Source organism: Tychonema sp. LEGE 07196 (assembly GCF_963890365.1).
Taxonomy (GTDB): Bacteria; Cyanobacteriota; Cyanobacteriia; order Cyanobacteriales; family Microcoleaceae; genus Microcoleus.
Window position 1 is genome coordinate 1 of record NZ_CAWPRX010000053.1, and the last position, 17,654, is coordinate 17,654.

Consider the following 17,654-nt stretch of genomic DNA (forward strand, 5'->3'; position numbering starts at 1 on the left):
GTGCTATAGATGAACTCTTAGCCCCCCCTTAATAAGGGGGGGTTGGGGGGGTAATATCTAGCGCTACTTTATGAAATTGGTATAACACGGTTAGAATTTAGAGTACGATCGCACGAGGATGTACTATGAGAGTATCAACTGAAATTTGCGAAGAAGTAATTGATTCTTCAGTCCCGGAAGGCGGAAATTGCTTGTATAGATGCGGTTTCAATCGCCGACTCTTAGCTGCTGCAATCTTGCAATAAGGTGCGCGGGGCGCACCCTACCTAAGAATTTCTAGCCTCTATTTTTTTCCGACCAAATGCGAGTTGGCAGTCCCCAAACATAGACAAATCCTTCGGCTGCTTTGTGGTCGAATTCGTCCTCTGCGCCGTAGGTTGCTAAGTCGAAACTGTACAGCGAATTTTCTGATTTGCGGCCGACAATTGTAGCATTTCCCTTGAATAGTTTGAGCCTCACTGTTCCAGTTACTCGCTTTTGCGTGTCCTGAATGAATGCGTCTAAAGCGGTCTTTAAAGGGTTGTACCAAAGACCGTTGTAAATCATTTGGCTGTAGGTTTCTTCGATACCGCGCTTGTATCGCGTCACATCTCCTGTCAGGGTTAAGCTTTCTAAATCTCGGTGCGCGTGCATTAACACTAAAATCGCTGGTGTTTCATAAATCTCTCGCGATTTAATCCCGACTAAGCGGTTTTCTATCATGTCGATGCGCCCGATTCCGTGATTTCCAACTGTTTCGTTGAGTTGGGTAATTAAGGCGACTGGTGATAATTCTTTGCCGTTTAAACTGACAGGATTTCCGCACTCGAAACCGATTTCTATGTATTCGGGTGTGTTGGGAGTTTGCTCGATCGCCTTTGTCATCAAAAACACCTCTTCCGGCGGTTCCGCCCAAGGATCTTCGAGGATGCCGGCTTCGATCGCCATTCCTAACAAATTGCGATCGATACTGTAAGGCGAAGACTTCTTCACCGGCGACGGAATCCCGCATTTCTCGCCGTAGGCAATGGTTTCCTCCCGGCTCATTTTCCACTCCCTAGCGGGTGCTAAAATCTTAATCTTAGGATTCAACGCGCCGATCGACACATCAAACCGCACCTGATCGTTTCCCTTACCAGTACAACCGTGGGCGATCGCATCTGCACCGTATTTTTCGGCAGCTTCTACTAACAATTTAGCAATCAGCGGGCGGGCTAACGCCGTAGAAAGCGGATACTGATTTTCGTAAAGCGCGTTAGCTTGAATTGCTGGAAACGCATAATCTTTGATAAATTCCTCCGTAGCATCAATTACCAGAGATTCCGAAGCACCCGATGCTAAAGCCTTTTTGCGGATTGGTTCTAATTCGTCTCCCTGTCCCAAATCCGCCGCCAGAGTAATTACCTCTTCGACTCCCCACTCCTTCATCAGGTAAGGAATGCAGACAGAGGTATCGACTCCGCCGGAATATGCTAGCACAACTTTTTTAGCGCGACTCATTGCTATTTACATCCTGAATTTAAGTTAATACGGTTGGGCCCGAGCCCGATCCCCCCTAGCCCCCCTTAAAAAGGGGGGGACAAGATTCTTCTCAAAGTCCCCCTTCTTAAGGGGGATTTAGGGGGATCTCCGGGCCATAAACACTGTTAACCCAACCGTATTGGAATTTAACCGACTTTTCATTATGCACCTAATTCAGATTAATTCTTGTCAGAAATAGTACAGATTTATATATGCTTTTTTTGCTACACTTGGCGATTTCCTGGGAAAGTTGCTGCAAAAAATCTGCTACCGTGGGATACGGTAACTGTGGCGATGGGGAAGATCCGTGTTTTTTAGTGTTGTGATTCCGACGTACAATCGTAAATTGATTTTGGCAAAATGTCTACTGGCTCTGGAAAATCAGCAGTTCGATCGCAGCGTGACAGATTATGAGGTGATTGTAGTCGATGATGGTTCGACGGACGGGACGATCGAGTGGTTGGCCGCAAATGCCGATTTGTTGCCGCACGTGCGATCGATCTGTCAATCTCACCAAGGCCCCGCCGCCGCCCGGAATTTGGGCGTGGAAGATGCTAAGGGCGATACGATTATTTTTATTGACAGCGATTTAGTCGTCACGGAGCATTTTTTGCAAGCACACGCAGATGCTTTGATACAAGCATACAAGGATACTGATGCGGTTTTTACTTATGGCAGCGTGATTAATACTTGCAATTTCGACAATCCCACCTCAGAACCTTACAAAATAACAGATTTTTCAGCAGCTTACTTTGCTACGGGAAATGTGGCGATCGCCCGCCACTGGCTGCTAGAAGCTGGACTATTTGACAATCGCTTTCAATTGTACGGATGGGAAGATTTAGAATTGGGTGTCAGGTTAAAAAAATTAGGTTTAAAATTGATTAAATGTCCGGCTGCTGTCGGCTATCACTGGCATCCAGCTTTTAATTTAGAGCAAATACCAGGCATGATTGACCGAGAAATTCAGCGCGGGAGAATGGGAGTTTTGTTTTATCAAAAACACCCTAGTTGGAACGTGCGGCTGATGATTCAAATGACTGTTCTGCACCAAATACTGTGGGGAGTTTTATCTTTGGGCGGGATGCTGAACGAGCGCACAATGAAACCTTTTTTGCAGTTGCTGATTGACCGAGGTCAGTCGCAGTTAGCTTTGGAAATTGCTCGAATTTTTCTCAATTGGTATAATGTGAAAGCCGTGTATGCAGCTTACGGTGAATTGCCGGCTCATAGCAAGATATAGCCTTTCTGTGCTCTGGTATGAGGTACTTCCGGCATAGGCCAAACCGGGCCTAGGGCCTAGGGCATATCTCGCTTTTTTGAGAACCGCCATATCATAAATTATCCCGATCGCCTAAACAAAAAATCGGGGGTTCGTTTCACCGAAATTTAGAGCGTATCATAGCAGAACTCAAAAACCCGCCCCCATCGCGAATACGGTTCAACCTTTTCCTTAATTATGGTGGGTAGATGGGGGCAGTTTATTAATATTTGAGAGGTGAATTAAAGATGGTTGGTGAAATGATATCATGTCCGGTGGATTGACAACAATAAGATTGGATCGTGCGTGCGGAATCAGCGCGAACGCGCGAACGGTTTTTGTTATGCTAATCGCACGCGATATAAATTCCTACGGTTAAAATATTAAGATTGGTAGATATTGTCAGAGCTTGTCAGGGCTGGTGTAGTTGCTGTGTAGAGTAAGTAAATCTGCCGAAAGAATACAAATAGAGCATCTCAATGAATCCAGTAAGTATTTTTTATAGTAATCTCGCCATCGCTACACCCAAACAAAAGTCCGAACAACCCGATAAATACAGGCCAAACACTGCTTAAATAAAACACTGTAAAGATTTTACTTTTAATCAAAGTTGCCGAATTTACCAGTGATTTGAGGATTATCGGCTGTGAAAATCGATCGGTTCGGATAACTTTGTCCGCAAAAGGTTTAAAACTTTCAATATTTTTGATACAATTATTGCAAATATCAGGGCTAAGCTATTTGGGCGATCGATCTAACAGTTCCACCGCCTCAAACGCAAACAAGGCTGAGAGTCTGATTTATGCTCGTATAGCTGATAAAAGCAGAGGATACAGTCGCTCATTGACCAGGCCAAAAACGGATGCAAGCTTCCCCAAGGCTGTCGGGAGCAGCCCAAAATTTTAGACTACCGTTCAACCTCCCAGATTCATCTGTCTTTGTCAATCTAAAATCCTTCGACTGAGCGTTAGCCAAAGTCTAAAATCTCAAATCTAACATCGAATGACCGCCAGCGATCGAAAAACAAGATGCGGAGCTGATTAAAATTTGCATTGCTCAAATCCGCATCCTAAAGCAACATTTACGAAAGACTCTTGCAGCAAGCTAATAATTTTATAACCGAAATATTAGACAGTTTGCTGTATTTTAAAATTAATTTACTAATAAAAAATTGAGGGTAGGTTGTGAAAAAGCTTGATAATAAATACGCACAAACACCAACACTAACATCAGAAAGCGATAGCTTAAAACCAAACATTTTAATCGTTGATGACCACCCAGAAAGCTTGCGTCTTTTATCTCAATTTTTGTCTAAGCAGGGATACAAAGTGCGCCCGACACGGGATGGTAAATTCGCTCTCAAGTTTGCTCGCTCGACTCCACCGGATTTGATTTTACTCGACATCATGATGCCCGGTATGGATGGCTATCAAGTTTGCGAACAGCTAAAAGCTTGTCCTAAAACCAAAGATATTCCTGTAATTTTTATCAGTGCCTTAAATGAAGTTTTTGATAAGGTCAAAGCTTTTTCGCTTGGTGCTGCAGACTACATTACTAAACCGTTTCAAACAGAAGAAGTGGTAAGCCGCATTCAAAATCAACTGCTGCTCAGTCGTCTTTCCAAGCAAATTGTAGAACAAAATGCGCGGCTGCAAGCAGAAATAGAAGAACGCAAGCGGGTGGAAGCAGAACTGCGAGAAAGTCAGCACTGGTTGTCAGCAGTAATTAAAATGAATCCTAATGTTTTGTACATTTATGATGTGATTGAACACCGGATTTTATATCTTAATCGCGAACTGTATAGCGATCTTGGCTATTCCCTCGCAGAAATACAACAAATGGGAGCAGCATTTCTGCTTAATTTAATCCACCCTGATGATTTGCGAGCTTTCTCAGAACACATGAACCGGATTGAGGCAGCAAAAGACGGTGAAAGCTTTGAGATTGAGTACCGAATTCAGCACAAAAACGGTGAATATCGCTGGTTTTTTAGCCTGGATACCGTGTTTACCAGAACAACGGATGGCCAACCTTGGAAAATTCTGGGAAGTGCTACTGAAATTAGCGATCGCAAAGAAGCAGAACTCGAACTCAAAACAGCTTTAGCTGCTTTGGAAAGGCAAATCAAGCAAAGATTTCTGCTAGAAACAATTACTCTAGAAATTCGCTACAGCTTAAAGCAGGATCGAGTGTTTCAAACAGCAGCAGCCCAAATATGTCGAGTTTTTAATGCCGATAGTTGCTTGATTCACACCTACACAGAAGATCCAAGTCCCCGCCTTCCTTGTGTCGCTCATTACACAAAATTTGAATCAAAATCGCTGGTAAATTTAGAAATTCCTGTGGAGGGAAACGATCACGTTCAGCTTGTATTGTCCCAAGATAAAGTTGTAGTTTCTGATGATGTTTTGGCTGAACCGCTACTAGAAAATGTCAGAGGTTTGTGCGAGGAAATAGGTTTGAAGTCGATGATAGCCGTGCGGACTTCCTACCAGGGAAAACCTAACGGAATGATGTGCTTGCACCAGTACGATCGCCGCCAATGGACGCAAGATGAGATCGGATTATTGAAAACTGTGGCGGCACAAATGGGAATTGCGATCGCCCAAGCCAATCTTCTCGAACAAGACGAACAGCAGCGACTGAAACTGCAACAAAGCGAAGCTAGTCTAGCAGCAGCCCAGAAAATTGCCCGTATCGGCAGTTGGGAATTTGATATTATAGCAAATAAGATTACTTGGTCAGAAGAAGTATTCCGCATTTTTGGTCTTGACTCAACCGCATCTGAACCGACATACGTCCAACTTTTACGGATGTATCATCCCGACGACAGAGACTCCTTCAAAGAAACTGTTAGCCTCGCTATTTCGCAAGGAAGTTCCTACAAAAAAGAATTGCGGATTTTGCATTCTAGCGGTCAAATCAGATACGTGGAAGCAAGGGGCACATCTGTTTTTACCGAAACCGGAGAAGTAATCAAACTGTTGGGAACAGTCATGGATATCACCGATCGCAAACAAGCAGAAGCAGCCTTGCAACTTAGCGAAGAACGTTTTTATCTGGCATTTGAAGGCAGTGCGATGGGGTTGTGGGATTGGAATCTTGTGACGGGAGAAGTCTATTTTAATTCGCGCTGGAAGACGATGTTGGGATATGAAGTAGACGAGATAGAAAATAAGTTTACATCTTGGGAGCAACTGTTACATCCAGAGGATTTGTCCCAGGCTCAAGCAGCACTAGAAACTCACTTTCAATGCAAAAGTTCGATGTACGAAGTGGAATTGCGGATGTTGACAAAATCCGGCGATTGGAAGTGGATTTTGGCTCAAGGAACGGTGATGGAACGGGATGATGGGGGAAATCCTTTGCGGATGACTGGCACCCATATCGATATTAGCGATCGCAAACAAGCAGAAGTAAATTTGCAATTTAGCGAACAGCGAGAACGAGAAAAAGCTCAAGAGTTAGCACAAACTCTGGAACACTTAAAAAATGCTCAATCTCATCTCATTCAAGCGGAAAAAATGTCAAGTATCGGTCAAATGGTAGCAGGAGTAGCCCACGAAATTAACAACCCAATCAGCTTCATTTACGGCAATATTATTCCTGCCCGACAGTACGCCTGCGAGTTGGTAAAGTTGATCGAGATATACCAGCAGCACTATCCTGAACCAGTTCCAGAAATTGCGGCAGAATTGCTAGAAGTAGATGTAGATTTTATCGCTGAAGATTTTCCGAGAATCATGGCTTCAATGCAGGGAGGTGCTAACCGAATTAAGCAGATTGTGGTTTCTTTAAGAAATTTTTCGAGACTCGATGAAAAAGATATCAAATTAACAGATATTCATGAAGGAATAGAGAGCACGTTGGTGATTTTACAGCACCGATTGCAGTCACATTCAAAAGGTCGGGAAATTGAAGTTGTTAAAAATTACGGCAAACTACCAAAAATCGAGTGTTATCCGGCGCAATTAAACCAGGTATTTATGAATTTGCTGTTGAATGCGATCGATGCTGTGGAAGAGTCGTTATTCATCAGTCATTCGTCATTAGCAAACAATATTTCAACAGTTACAAATGATGCTGGACAAATGTTTGAGCAAAATCCTCAGATTCGCATTAGCACTGAAATAAATAGGGACAATCAAGTTGTTGTGCGGATTGCTGACAGCGGGCCCGGTATCCCCGCAGAGGTGCAGTCAAGGATGTTTGACCCGTTTTTCACTACAAAGCCGATCGGCAGCGGTACTGGTTTGGGGTTGTCGATTAGTTACCAAATTGTCAAAGACACCCACGGCGGTAAGTTGCAGTGTCATTCAGAGGTTGGGCGGGGAACAGAATTTGCGATCGAACTGCCGATTCTGCAAAAAGTGAAAACTAAAACAGGTTTGCAGTAAGGATTTTAGTCGCATAAATCAGCGGATTAAAGTCCTCACTAAAAACCTTTTGTTAAGGCTAATTGACGGCAAATAACATCAAACCCTGACATTTGATTCGATATTTCATGGAAACCATCTGTGGTCTAATTGGATCTTATGTTAATCGTGATAGAATTAAAACCTAATTTTTATGCTGCTAGACGTTGAACTCTTCCTCTTAGGAATGAATTTAACAGTTGATTTCATACATATTATCTCAACCCGCGTCTGTAGCATCTACTACATTTTAACTGAATTATGACTGATTCAATACGCTTTCTGATGTGTGCTCCCGACCACTACGATGTCGATTATGTAATTAACCCTTGGATGGAGGGAAACGTCCACAAATCATCGCGCGATCGCGCTGTGGAACAGTGGGAAAAACTCTACCGCGTCCTCAAAGACAACGCCCTTGTAGACCTCGTACCGCCGGAAAAAGGCTGGCCGGATATGGTGTTCACCGCCAACGCAGGTTTGCTTTTGGGCAATACTTTCGTCCTCAGCCGTTTCTATCACAAAGAACGTCAAGGCGAAGAACCTTATTTCAAAGCATGGTTTGAAAGCAAAGGTTTTACCGTGCACGAACTCCCCAAAGATTTGCCCTTTGAAGGTGCTGGTGACGCTTTGCTCGATCGCGAAGGACGCTGGTTGTGGGCAGGATACGGCTTCCGTTCCGAACTCGACTCGCACCCGTTGCTAGCAAAATGGCTCAACATAGAAGTGCTTTCGCTGCGTTTAGTAGACGAACGTTTCTATCATTTAGATACCTGTTTTTGTCCCCTGACAGGTGGCTATTTGCTCTACTATCCAGCAGCATTTGACTCCTACTCCAACCGCTTAATTGAAATGCGAGTTGCGCCGGAAAAACGCATTGCCATTGAAGAAGCAGATGCCGCCAATTTTGCCTGCAATGCCGTCAATATTGACAAAACTGTGGTAATGAACAAGGTCAGCGAAGGCTTGAAAACGCGGATCGCTCAAGCAGGCTTCAAAGTCATTGAAACGCCGATGAGCGAATTTCTGAAAGCGGGCGGTGCTTGTAAGTGTTTGACGCTGCGGGTAACGGAACCGGTGCAAGAAGATCGATCGGCAAACGTGATGGTAGAAAGCCGCACAATTCGCATGGAAGGCCATCTGCTGGATGCCGGTTTAATCAGCCGTGCTTTAGACTTAATTATCGAAAACGGCGGCAGTTTCCAAGTGCTCAATTTCAATCTCGGAGTGCAGCGCCAAAGCACATCATCCGCAGATGTGAAAGTTTCGGCACCTTCCCACGAAGTGATGGAAGAAATCATGGGATTGCTGATCGACTTGGGTGCAGTGCCGCCACCGCAAGAGATTTGCGACGCTATTTTAGAAGATGTCGTCCAAGATGGTGTCGGCCCGGATGACTTTTATGTTACTACAATTTATCCCACGGAAGTGCGGATAAACGGTCAGTGGGTGAAAGCACGAAATCAGCGGATGGATGGTGCAGTTGCGATTACTGAAACCGCAGAAGGCCCGGTGGCTACGTGCAAATTATTGCGCGATTTAAAAGTAGGTGAAAAAGTCGTTGTTGATGTGGTCGGCATCCGCACTATCCGCAAAACAGAATCGCGGGAACAGCGAAATTCTCAAGAATTTAGCTTTATGTCCGGTAGCGTTTCTAGCGAGCGCCGGGTAGAATTGGTAGTGGAACAAGTAGCGTGGGAATTGCGCCAAATTCGCGATCGCGGTGGCAAAGTGGTAGTGACGGCGGGGCCTGTTGTGATCCACACTGGCGGCGGCGAACATTTAGCGCATTTGATTCGCGAAGGTTACGTGCAAGCATTGTTGGGTGGAAATGCGATCGCAGTTCACGACATGGAACAATCGAGCATGGGAACTTCCTTGGGAGTTGACATGAAACGCGGCGTTGCTGTGCGCGGCGGACACCGACACCACTTGAAAATGATTAACACCACGCGGCGTTATGGAAGTATTGCTAAAGTCGTGGAAGCAGGCGTAATTACCAGCGGTGTGATGTACGAATGCGTGAAGCACAATATACCGTTTTCGCTAGCAGGTTCGATCCGCGATGACGGGCCGCTTCCCGACACGCAAATGGATATGGTTAAGGCTCAAGAAGAGTATACTGAGCTGTTACGGGGCGCGGATATGGTGTTAATGCTGTCGTCTATGCTGCACTCGATCGGTGTGGGAAATATGACACCGGCGGGTGTGAAGATGGTCTGTGTGGACATTAATCCGGCTGTGGTGACGAAATTGAGCGATCGCGGGTCGATCGAATCTACGGGAGTTGTCACCGATGTGGGATTGTTCCTAAGTTTGTTGGTGAATCAATTGGATAAGTTGACCAGCCGCCATCATATAACTCAATCTGCCTAGATTCGGAATGATGTTAACTGTTAGCTGTTAACTGTTAACTGTTAACTGTTAACTGTTTTTGCTCGTTACCAGGCTCTGCCTGGTAATGCAGGTGTGGAGGCTCTGCCTCCTTTGAGGAAGGCAACTTATAGGAGAGAGGACTGTAGGAGGTATTGAAGTTATATCGTTTCCGGTTGGATCGGAATGATTTAACCGGCGCTAGAACACAGAGTACACAGAGTCCGAGAATGTATATCTGAATCATTCCGATGCTACCGGATTTGATATTATTAAGTTTTCCATCCTAACATAATTGCACGCTGTTGATTTAGCCATCTTTTGCTTCAACACCAAATAAATCTTTCAGCCGTTTTCTCACCCACTCTACAGGATTTTCATCATCATCTTCTTCAGATGCTTCTACCAACTGCATCTCTCGCAACAGTTGCTGTCTCTCGCTTAACTCTTCTTTGTGCTTGACTATCTCCTCAATAATCTGTTCGTATAAATCCGGTCTTTCCGTTAAAACTTTCTGGAAACCTTCCTTATTGATGCCAAACAAAATAGTTTCTTCCAAAGCTCTCACCGAAGCAGTTCTGGGGATTCCCAACATCAAAGAAAGTTCCCCCAAAAACTGACCGACACTAAGATAATTCAAGTGTTTGTCAATAGCTTCCACAAAAACTTCCACCGAACCTGAAAGAATCAAATAAAAAGCATCTCCCGGATCGTTTTCGTGAAATAAAAATTCTTGTGGTTGCAGCCGTTGGCGGTATCCCACTTCAATCAATTGCCGCAATTCTAAATCCGTCAAATGTTCAAAATATTCTACCTTTCGCAGCAAAGAACTAAGGGACAATTGCGTTTTGACTTCTTCTCCTACCGAAACAGGAGATTTCCGATCGTTTTTAGGTAAAGTTTCAGCGGTGGAGATTGCTGTTTTATTTGGATCGAACAGCGACAATAAAACTTCGGGATTTCGTAAATACAAGTCTCTGTCATTGAAAGGAAAGTCAATTCCCTGCTGGCGAAAATTGTACTGAATGGCAAAATTCAAAGAACTTTTAATAAATTCTCTTTCTACGGGTTTGTCTGTCCAAACTAAAAGCTCAAATTTAAAACTATCCTCGCCAAATTCAACAAACAATACTTTCGGAGTCGGTTCGTACAAAACTCCCGCTTCCGCGTAAGCAATATTTAATAGAGTTTCTGTCACTAAGAGCGGGTCGCTATTCTCGGCTACTTCTATGGATAGTCGCAGACAAAGTAACGAGCTTTCGTAACTCCAGTTAACAATTTTGTTGCTAATTATAGTGCTGTTTGGAACTATAACGCTTGAGTCATCAGTGGTTTGGACGATGGTGGAGCGAATCGTGATTTTTTTGACTATTCCCATCAATCCTTCTAATTCCACAAAGTCTCCGACTTTCACCGGCCTGTCTAAAAGCAGCGTTAAGCCGCTGACAAAATTAGTTGTTAAATCCTGGATTCCGAAGCCAATTCCGACTCCCAATCCCCCTGCAACGACTGCCAAGGAAGCAAGGTTGACACCGATGCTTTGGATGGCGAATATCACTCCCAAAGCGACTATTAAGTATCGTAAAATTACGGCGATCGCTTCCCGGTTTCCTTCGTCAATTCCCAATTTAACTAGCAATCGTTCTTTAAGAAAATTGGTAAAAGAGCGGGCTACGATCAGGATAGCCATGAACAATACAATCAGTTCCACAATTGACCGCAGCGAAACCGGATTTTCCCCGATTTTAAATAAGGTCATTGTGAACATTTGGGAGATATTGGTTAGTAATTCTTGGGGGATTGTATCTACAGTCATTGTGTGGTAAGTTAAGTAAAGTGGGAGCCGATCATTTTGGCAAAAAGCATTTTTTATTTGAGCGCGATCGGGCAACAGTTTGTACTGTCCCTTTAGTCTGTAGCATCAGAGGAGTTAAGTCTGATGCTGCGAACAAATCTTATGGCGATCGCTCGATCGGACACTATACTGTGATTGAGAAGAGTGCAATATCTCAAGAACGAAAATTTAATAAATTAAACATCTGCCACATTTCTCTGTTTCTAGAAGCTGCGAGGTAAAGAGAGGCTTTTCCTCACCCCAGAAGCACCATCGGGATCTTGCTGGTAACAAGCAATCTCTCCGTTACTCCCAACTTTTTTTAATTTCTCGCTCGTAGCGGGGACGACAGGGTGTTCCCGTACAAACAAAGCCGGCTGGCATATTTTTAAAGACGCTGCTGCGAGCTCCAATTAAAGCGTTGGCACCGATTTCGACACCGGGGCCAATGAAGCAGTCGGCGGCAATCCAAACGCCGTTATTTATGATAACAGGTGCTGTGATTAAGCCGAAGGCTGGGTCTTGGGTGTCGTGGGTGCCGGTGCAAAGGTAACTTTTTTGAGAAATGACGCAGTGTTTGCCGATCGCAATTCGATCGAGACTGTACAATACAACATCGTCGCCGATCCAACTATAATCGCCGATTTCAATTTTCCAAGGATAGGTAAAACGAGCCGTAGGACGGATAATTGCGCCAAAACCTATTTTCGCACCAAACAACCGCAGCAACCCGCTTCTGATGCCGTTAAAAGGGTGTGGAGTGAGGGGAAATGCGATCGCCTGTACCAACCACCAAATCAAAATTAGCCAACCAGGCCGGCCGCGATCGAACTTTGACTGGTTGTACAGTCGCAAATCAATTAAAGATTCGCCAGTCAAAGTATTTGGGTGATTGTCGCTAATTGAACTAGAGTTTATTTCAGGATTTGGGGAATTTGCGATCGGATTTTCCGGTTGTTGGTGCGGAGTTGGTATATTATAAGTCATTGATACTTAGTTTAATGTTTAATTAAAAATCTAGTTTAAGCTTAAGGACTGCTGCATGATATTTCCAGTTAGGGACAATTTACACTCTGAAAAAGCCAAGGATCTGGCACAATGCGAAAATCAAAATCCCAGAATTGACAACAAAGTGCGACTTTTACAAATAGCTTTGGTACTGCTTAGCAGCTTCTTTATAGCAGAGTTAATCGCTGCACTTAATTCTCATAGTTTGTCCCTACTAGCAGATGCGGGTCACGTTTTTTCAGATGTAGCAGCTTTAGCAATAACTTTGACAGCCACTTGGTACTCTTCAGTCAAACGCCAAAGTAAATCAGTAGATTGTGCGATCGCCCGATCGCCAATCCCGGAACGAGGAGAAATAATTGCCGCTGTAATTAATAGTATCAGTTTAGTGGCGATCGCCCTGTGGATTGCAGCAGAGTCGATCGCCCGCTTGCAGTCTCCAACCTCCGAAGTAGAAGGACTCCCGATGTTAATTACCGCCACAGTCGGTTTAAGCATCAACTCGATCAACGCTTGCTGCTTGCATTCCTGCTGTCACGGCGACTTGAACCTCAAAAGCGCGTTTCTGCACGCCGTCGCCGACATTTTTTCGTCGGTTGGAGTAATTTTAGCTGCGATCGCCGTGGCGTGGCTACACTGGAATTGGGCCGACGGCTTAATTAGCTTGTTGGTGTCCGCATCAATTATTTTATTAACTTTACCATTGCTAATCGAAAGCATCCAATTGCTGATGGGAAAAGTCTCAGAAATATCCGCAAATCAACAGCCTTGCGATTGCGAAAAAGTCAGCGCCGAAAAATTGCTTTTCCCATCACTAGAAGAATTAATCTAGTGAGATGAAATTCTTGTGATATCATTTCCGGTTGCATCAGAATGATAAATTATACCTCTTGCAAAAATACTGAGGCCCCTCCCCAACCCTCCCCGCGAGTTCGGGGAGGGAGCCTGATTTTTCTTGCTTCCCCCCTTGCTAAGGGGGGACTGAGGGGGGTGAGTTTTTGACTTTTGCAAGACGTCTATTATACCAATTTCATAAAGTAGCGCTACTTATTACCCCCCAACCCCCCCGCGATTTCGGGGGGGGGGGCTAAGACTTCATCCATAGCACATCTTTAGAAAACTGGTATTAGGTAAAAATTCATTAATTCCCCGTGCCAGTTACCACAAAACATCAGTGGAATTTTCAGTTAACAGTCAACAGTCAACAGTTAACAGTCAACAGTTAACAGTCATGAGGAGTGCAACCGGAATTGATATGATGTGTCCCGCCCTCCCATCTACTTTTACTGTTTGGTCTGTTACACAAGCAGGCGATCGAAAGTCAACTCGCCATATCTTAATTGTCAAGATATCGTCAGCCAAAAGAGCCGTGTTACAAAACATTAAAAATAATTATCATGTATAAAAATCTACAACGAGCGTGATAGAGTTAACTTGTATGTAATTTTTACGCCCACATTCCTACAGGAGGCAAGTTAAAACCTGCTTTAGATCGAGACTGCCACGGTCAGGATCTACTTGGCTATAGGGCGATCGCAGGGGGGGTTCAGAAACCGGGTTTTTTTACGAAATTATCTCGTTACAGCCCGCAGATTGAGCAAAAAACCCGGTTTCTTTGGTCGAGTGCGTAAGTCCTGGGCTAGCAGATATGTTGCGCCAAAACGCCCGCTCTCACGCATCTAGAACTAGCCCTGCGGGCGATACAAGTCGATCGAATTTTACAATCGACGAGCGAAGACAATGAGTTATCTGTGTTAATATTCCCTAACAAAAACAGACTCTCATTATTAATGTCTTTTTCTCTATTCCTATCCGCCAAATCACCGCAAAATATTTTTGCAATCTCGATCGCCATCACCTGTGGTGCAGCAAATTACAATCAATTCAGGAACTATTGCCGAAGCAAAAGTCATCTAGTGCATCAGGAAAATCGCGCGGATAATGGATAAGCTGTTCTACATTTACACTGTATGTCAAAAAACAATAAAACTCTTGTGGGGAGTAGGGGTTGGGCTTCTAGCCCGCCCTGAACATACAATGTTTATTTGTCCGACAGCTTAGCATCAAGCCACTAATTCGGCGCACCAACTTGAATACTTCCCAGTTATTTTTTCCAGCATAACGGGCTAAATTTTATAGCCAGATGAGACATTCGGACATCTGAAAAAATAGCCGCGCTAGCACTATATTGTGTCGGCAAGTTAAAATCAACATAGATTTTTAACGGCTATACATCTAAGACTCAGTAAAAAAAATCAGGTCATATACCATGAACAATCAAATAATTTTCGTTGACTCCTCTGTACAGGATCGTCAAAGCCTGCTCGACGGCATCGACAGCGCTAAAATTTTCATTTAAAATGAAAATTTTAGCGCTGTCGAGCAAATTACAAACGCCTTAGCCTCAGCCCAAGAATTATCATCCATTCACATTGTTTCTCACGGTAGCGACGGCACGCTATTTCTGGGCAACTCTCCCTTCAACAAAACAACCCTAGAAACCCACGCAGCCACCATAAAACAATGGGGTAAAGCCTTAAAAACTAACGCAGACATTCTCCTCTACGGATGTAATGTTGCCCAAACCGAACAAGGAAAAGCCTTCGTTAAACGCCTCAGTCAATTCACAAAAGCCAACGTTGCAGCATCCACTACTCCCACAGGAAATGCCAAATTAGGAGGAAACTGGAACTTAGAATTTATCAGCGGTAAAATTCAAGCCGCTTTAGCATTTTCTCCCGAAGTCACAGCCGCTTACAGCGGTATTTTAGGTAATGGCCCGGGAGGGGTAGATATAGTTACCGGTACACCGCTTCAAGTATGGCTAAAAGCCAACACCATTGCAGGTGCTAATGGTAGTGCTGTCACAACTTGGGCAGATTCATCAGGTGTCGGAAACAATGCCACAGGGACGGGTGCTACTCTTGTCACAAATGAAATTAATGGGCAATCCGTTGTTAAATTTGATGGCATTAATGTGTACTCAGTCGGGGGCGCAATTGCTAACCCCTATACTGTTTTAACTGTTTCTAAGCTAGATGGAGCTTCAAAACAACGGTTAATTTCTAGTGCGACTGCTGGCAATAATTGGTTGCTAGGATATCATAGCCTGGTTGCGCCTGCGGGAGAAGACCATTTTTTCGCGAATGGCTGGGTTTATCAGCCAAATACACCTTTTACAGGCGCTCCCATTATTTATACCGCAACAGGGACAGGTGCTCTTTCCACTCTTTACAGGAATGGCACTTCACTAGCAGCAAATAATGCTGGAGTCGCACCGCCACAAAAACTGGCTCTAGGTGGAGCAATTTTGACCGGCACTGTCACCCAACAATCTGATGGTAAAGTAGCAGAGGTCATTGCTTTTAATCGCGTCCTCAATGATGCTGAACGCACCCTGGCTGATAACTACCTGAGTGCCAAATACAATATTGCCCTAACCAGTGGAGACTACTATGCAGGCGATACAGCAGTAAATGGTGAGTACGACTGGAATGTAGCAGGCATTGGCAAAGAAGCCACCGGCAGCAACACGAATGGCAACACCACAGGCGGTTTAATCATAGATAATGGCACATTCCTGCAAGACAACGGCGACTATCTACTTGCCGGTCAAATAGAAACAACCAATGCCACCAATGTTACAACAGACCTTCCCACAGTTCCCAGCGCTAGTGGAATTAACCGTTTATCTCGCGTGTGGTATCTCGATAAAACTGATGTCAATACTAATGGTGGAACAGCCAACCTCACCTTCGACTTTTCCGACACAGGATTAGGTGGTACTCCTACTGGAAAATATCATCTATTATATCGTGCTGGAACAACAGGTGCTTTCGCTTACGTCAACAATGCCACTTTCACTACTAGCAGCACTTTCAGCATCGCTGGCGACCAAGTAACATTGAGTAATGTTAATGTCGGATTGCTCAATGATGGCTACTACACATTAGCCTCAAAAACTAACGATGTCCCCCTCCTCGACACCATCACTAACCCAACAGCAATTAACGAAGACGCAACCGAACAAACCATTACTCTCACAGGCATAAGTGATTTAGAAACCGCAACTAACGCCCTGACTCTCACAGCCATTTCCGCTAACACAGCCTTAACTGGTACGCCCACTATTACCAACAACAATGATGGCACAGCTACCCTCAAATACACTCCCACAGCCAACGCTAACGGCACTGCTAACATCAGCGTCACCGTCACAGATGCCGATGCTGGCACTGTCACTAAATCTTTTGATGTCACCGTCAACCCAGTCAACGACATTCCCAGCTTCAGCGCCACCAACCCCGTCGCAGTCAATCAAAATCCAGGGGCGCAAACCTTAACAAATTGGGCCACCTTCAGCCCTGGCGGGGGAACAGATGAAGCCACCCAAACAGCCACTTACACAGTTAGCAACATCAGCAATTCTGCATTATTTACCACAGCCCCAGCAGTAGACGCTGCCGGCAACCTCACCTACACCCCCGCCGCCACCGCCTCTGGCACCTCCACCTTTGATGTTGCAGTGCAAGATAGCGGCGGCACTGCTAACGGCGGAATCGATACCTCCACCAGCCAACCTTTCACCATCACCGTAAACCCCGCACCTACCATCACCAATGTCAGCATACCCGCGAACAAAACCTATGTAGCAGGAGAAAACCTCGACTTTACCGTTACCTTCAACGAAGCAGTCACCATCACCAACGGTGCCAACTTACCCATTACCCTAAATACTGGCGGTACCGTCAACGCGACTCTTAATGGTGATGGAGCATCAGCCACCACCCACAATTTCCGCTACAGTGTTGTTACCGGCAACCTAGATACTGACGGCATCACACTTGGCACAGCCTTAAGTTTACCGGCAGGTGCTACCATTCAAAATGCCAACAATGCTAGCGCTATTCTCACCTTCACCAACGCCAGCACCACAGGCATATTAATAGATGCTGTTGCCCCCAACACACCCATCTTCACAACTACCAGTGGCACAACTAACGATAGCACTCCAACGTTGGTAGGAACAGCAGAACCCAACAGTACCGTTAATATTTTACAAGGCACAACTGTTGTAGGTACTGCGATTGTAGATGCTTCAGGTAACTGGAGTTTTACTCCCACAACAGCTTTAGTTGATGGCAACTACCCCTTTACTGCCACAGCCACCGACGCGACAGGTAATACTTCTACTCCTTCGAGTGCCGTTAATTTGATAGTAGATACTACCGCACCGGCAGTACCTACTTTCACAACTACCAGT

Annotated in this window: 10 protein-coding genes and 1 pseudogene; 8 read left to right on the forward strand and 3 right to left on the reverse strand. The window is 44.8% G+C overall.

Annotation, left to right across the window (positions count from 1 at the left end):
* Positions 1–276: 276 nt before the first annotated feature.
* The gene (locus AACV78_RS06860; RefSeq protein WP_194011473.1) at positions 277–1,479 is read right to left on the reverse strand and encodes an argininosuccinate synthase; all 1,203 of its coding nucleotides are present in this window, start codon (positions 1,477–1,479) and stop codon (positions 277–279) included.
* 328 nt (positions 1,480–1,807) lie between these two features.
* On the opposite strand from AACV78_RS06860, the gene AACV78_RS06865 reads away from it, so the two are divergent.
* The 3 genes from AACV78_RS06865 to argZ all read left to right on the forward strand — a co-directional run bounded on the left by AACV78_RS06865 (position 1,808) and on the right by argZ (position 9,552).
* On the forward strand, positions 1,808–2,743 hold the full coding sequence (locus AACV78_RS06865) for a glycosyltransferase (protein WP_194011472.1): 936 nt from the start codon (positions 1,808–1,810) through the stop codon (positions 2,741–2,743).
* A gap of 1,202 nt (positions 2,744–3,945) precedes the next feature.
* On the forward strand, positions 3,946–7,158 hold the full coding sequence (locus tag AACV78_RS06870) for a PAS domain-containing protein (protein WP_194011471.1): 3,213 nt from the start codon (positions 3,946–3,948) through the stop codon (positions 7,156–7,158).
* A gap of 279 nt (positions 7,159–7,437) precedes the next feature.
* Positions 7,438–9,552, forward strand: a complete 2,115-nt coding sequence (gene argZ / locus AACV78_RS06875) for a bifunctional arginine dihydrolase/ornithine cyclodeaminase (protein WP_194011470.1) — start codon at positions 7,438–7,440, stop codon at positions 9,550–9,552.
* A gap of 307 nt (positions 9,553–9,859) precedes the next feature.
* On the opposite strand, the gene AACV78_RS06880 is transcribed toward argZ, so the two are convergent.
* Positions 9,860–11,308, reverse strand: coding sequence for a mechanosensitive ion channel domain-containing protein (locus AACV78_RS06880; protein WP_228042634.1), 1,449 nt, complete (start codon positions 11,306–11,308; stop codon positions 9,860–9,862).
* Between the two features lie 77 nt (positions 11,309–11,385).
* Between AACV78_RS06880 and AACV78_RS06885 the strand changes: the two genes are divergently transcribed.
* Positions 11,386–11,625: a hypothetical protein gene (locus tag AACV78_RS06885; protein ID WP_194011468.1), complete on the forward strand. Its 240-nt coding sequence runs from the start codon at positions 11,386–11,388 to the stop codon at positions 11,623–11,625.
* A 64-nt stretch (positions 11,626–11,689) separates the two neighbouring features.
* On the opposite strand, the gene hpsU is transcribed toward AACV78_RS06885, so the two are convergent.
* A complete protein-coding gene (gene hpsU, locus AACV78_RS06890) occupies positions 11,690–12,370 on the reverse strand; it encodes a hormogonium polysaccharide biosynthesis acetyltransferase HpsU (RefSeq protein ID WP_194011467.1) in 681 nt (226 codons plus the stop codon).
* A gap of 55 nt (positions 12,371–12,425) precedes the next feature.
* Between hpsU and AACV78_RS06895 the strand changes: the two genes are divergently transcribed.
* The 4 genes and pseudogenes from AACV78_RS06895 to AACV78_RS06910 all read left to right on the forward strand — a co-directional run.
* On the forward strand, positions 12,426–13,223 hold the full coding sequence (locus AACV78_RS06895) for a cation diffusion facilitator family transporter (protein ID WP_194011466.1): 798 nt from the start codon (positions 12,426–12,428) through the stop codon (positions 13,221–13,223).
* A 342-nt stretch (positions 13,224–13,565) separates the two neighbouring features.
* A complete protein-coding gene (locus AACV78_RS06900; protein ID WP_194011465.1) occupies positions 13,566–13,796 on the forward strand; it encodes a hypothetical protein in 231 nt (76 codons plus the stop codon).
* Positions 13,797–14,774: 978 nt separating this feature from the next.
* Positions 14,775–15,149 (forward strand): annotated as a pseudogene (locus tag AACV78_RS06905) (DUF4347 domain-containing protein); the annotation flags it as partial.
* 219 nt (positions 15,150–15,368) lie between these two features.
* Positions 15,369–17,654: Ig-like domain-containing protein (locus tag AACV78_RS06910; RefSeq protein ID WP_194074395.1), on the forward strand; the 2,286-nt coding region annotated here is incomplete at its 3' end.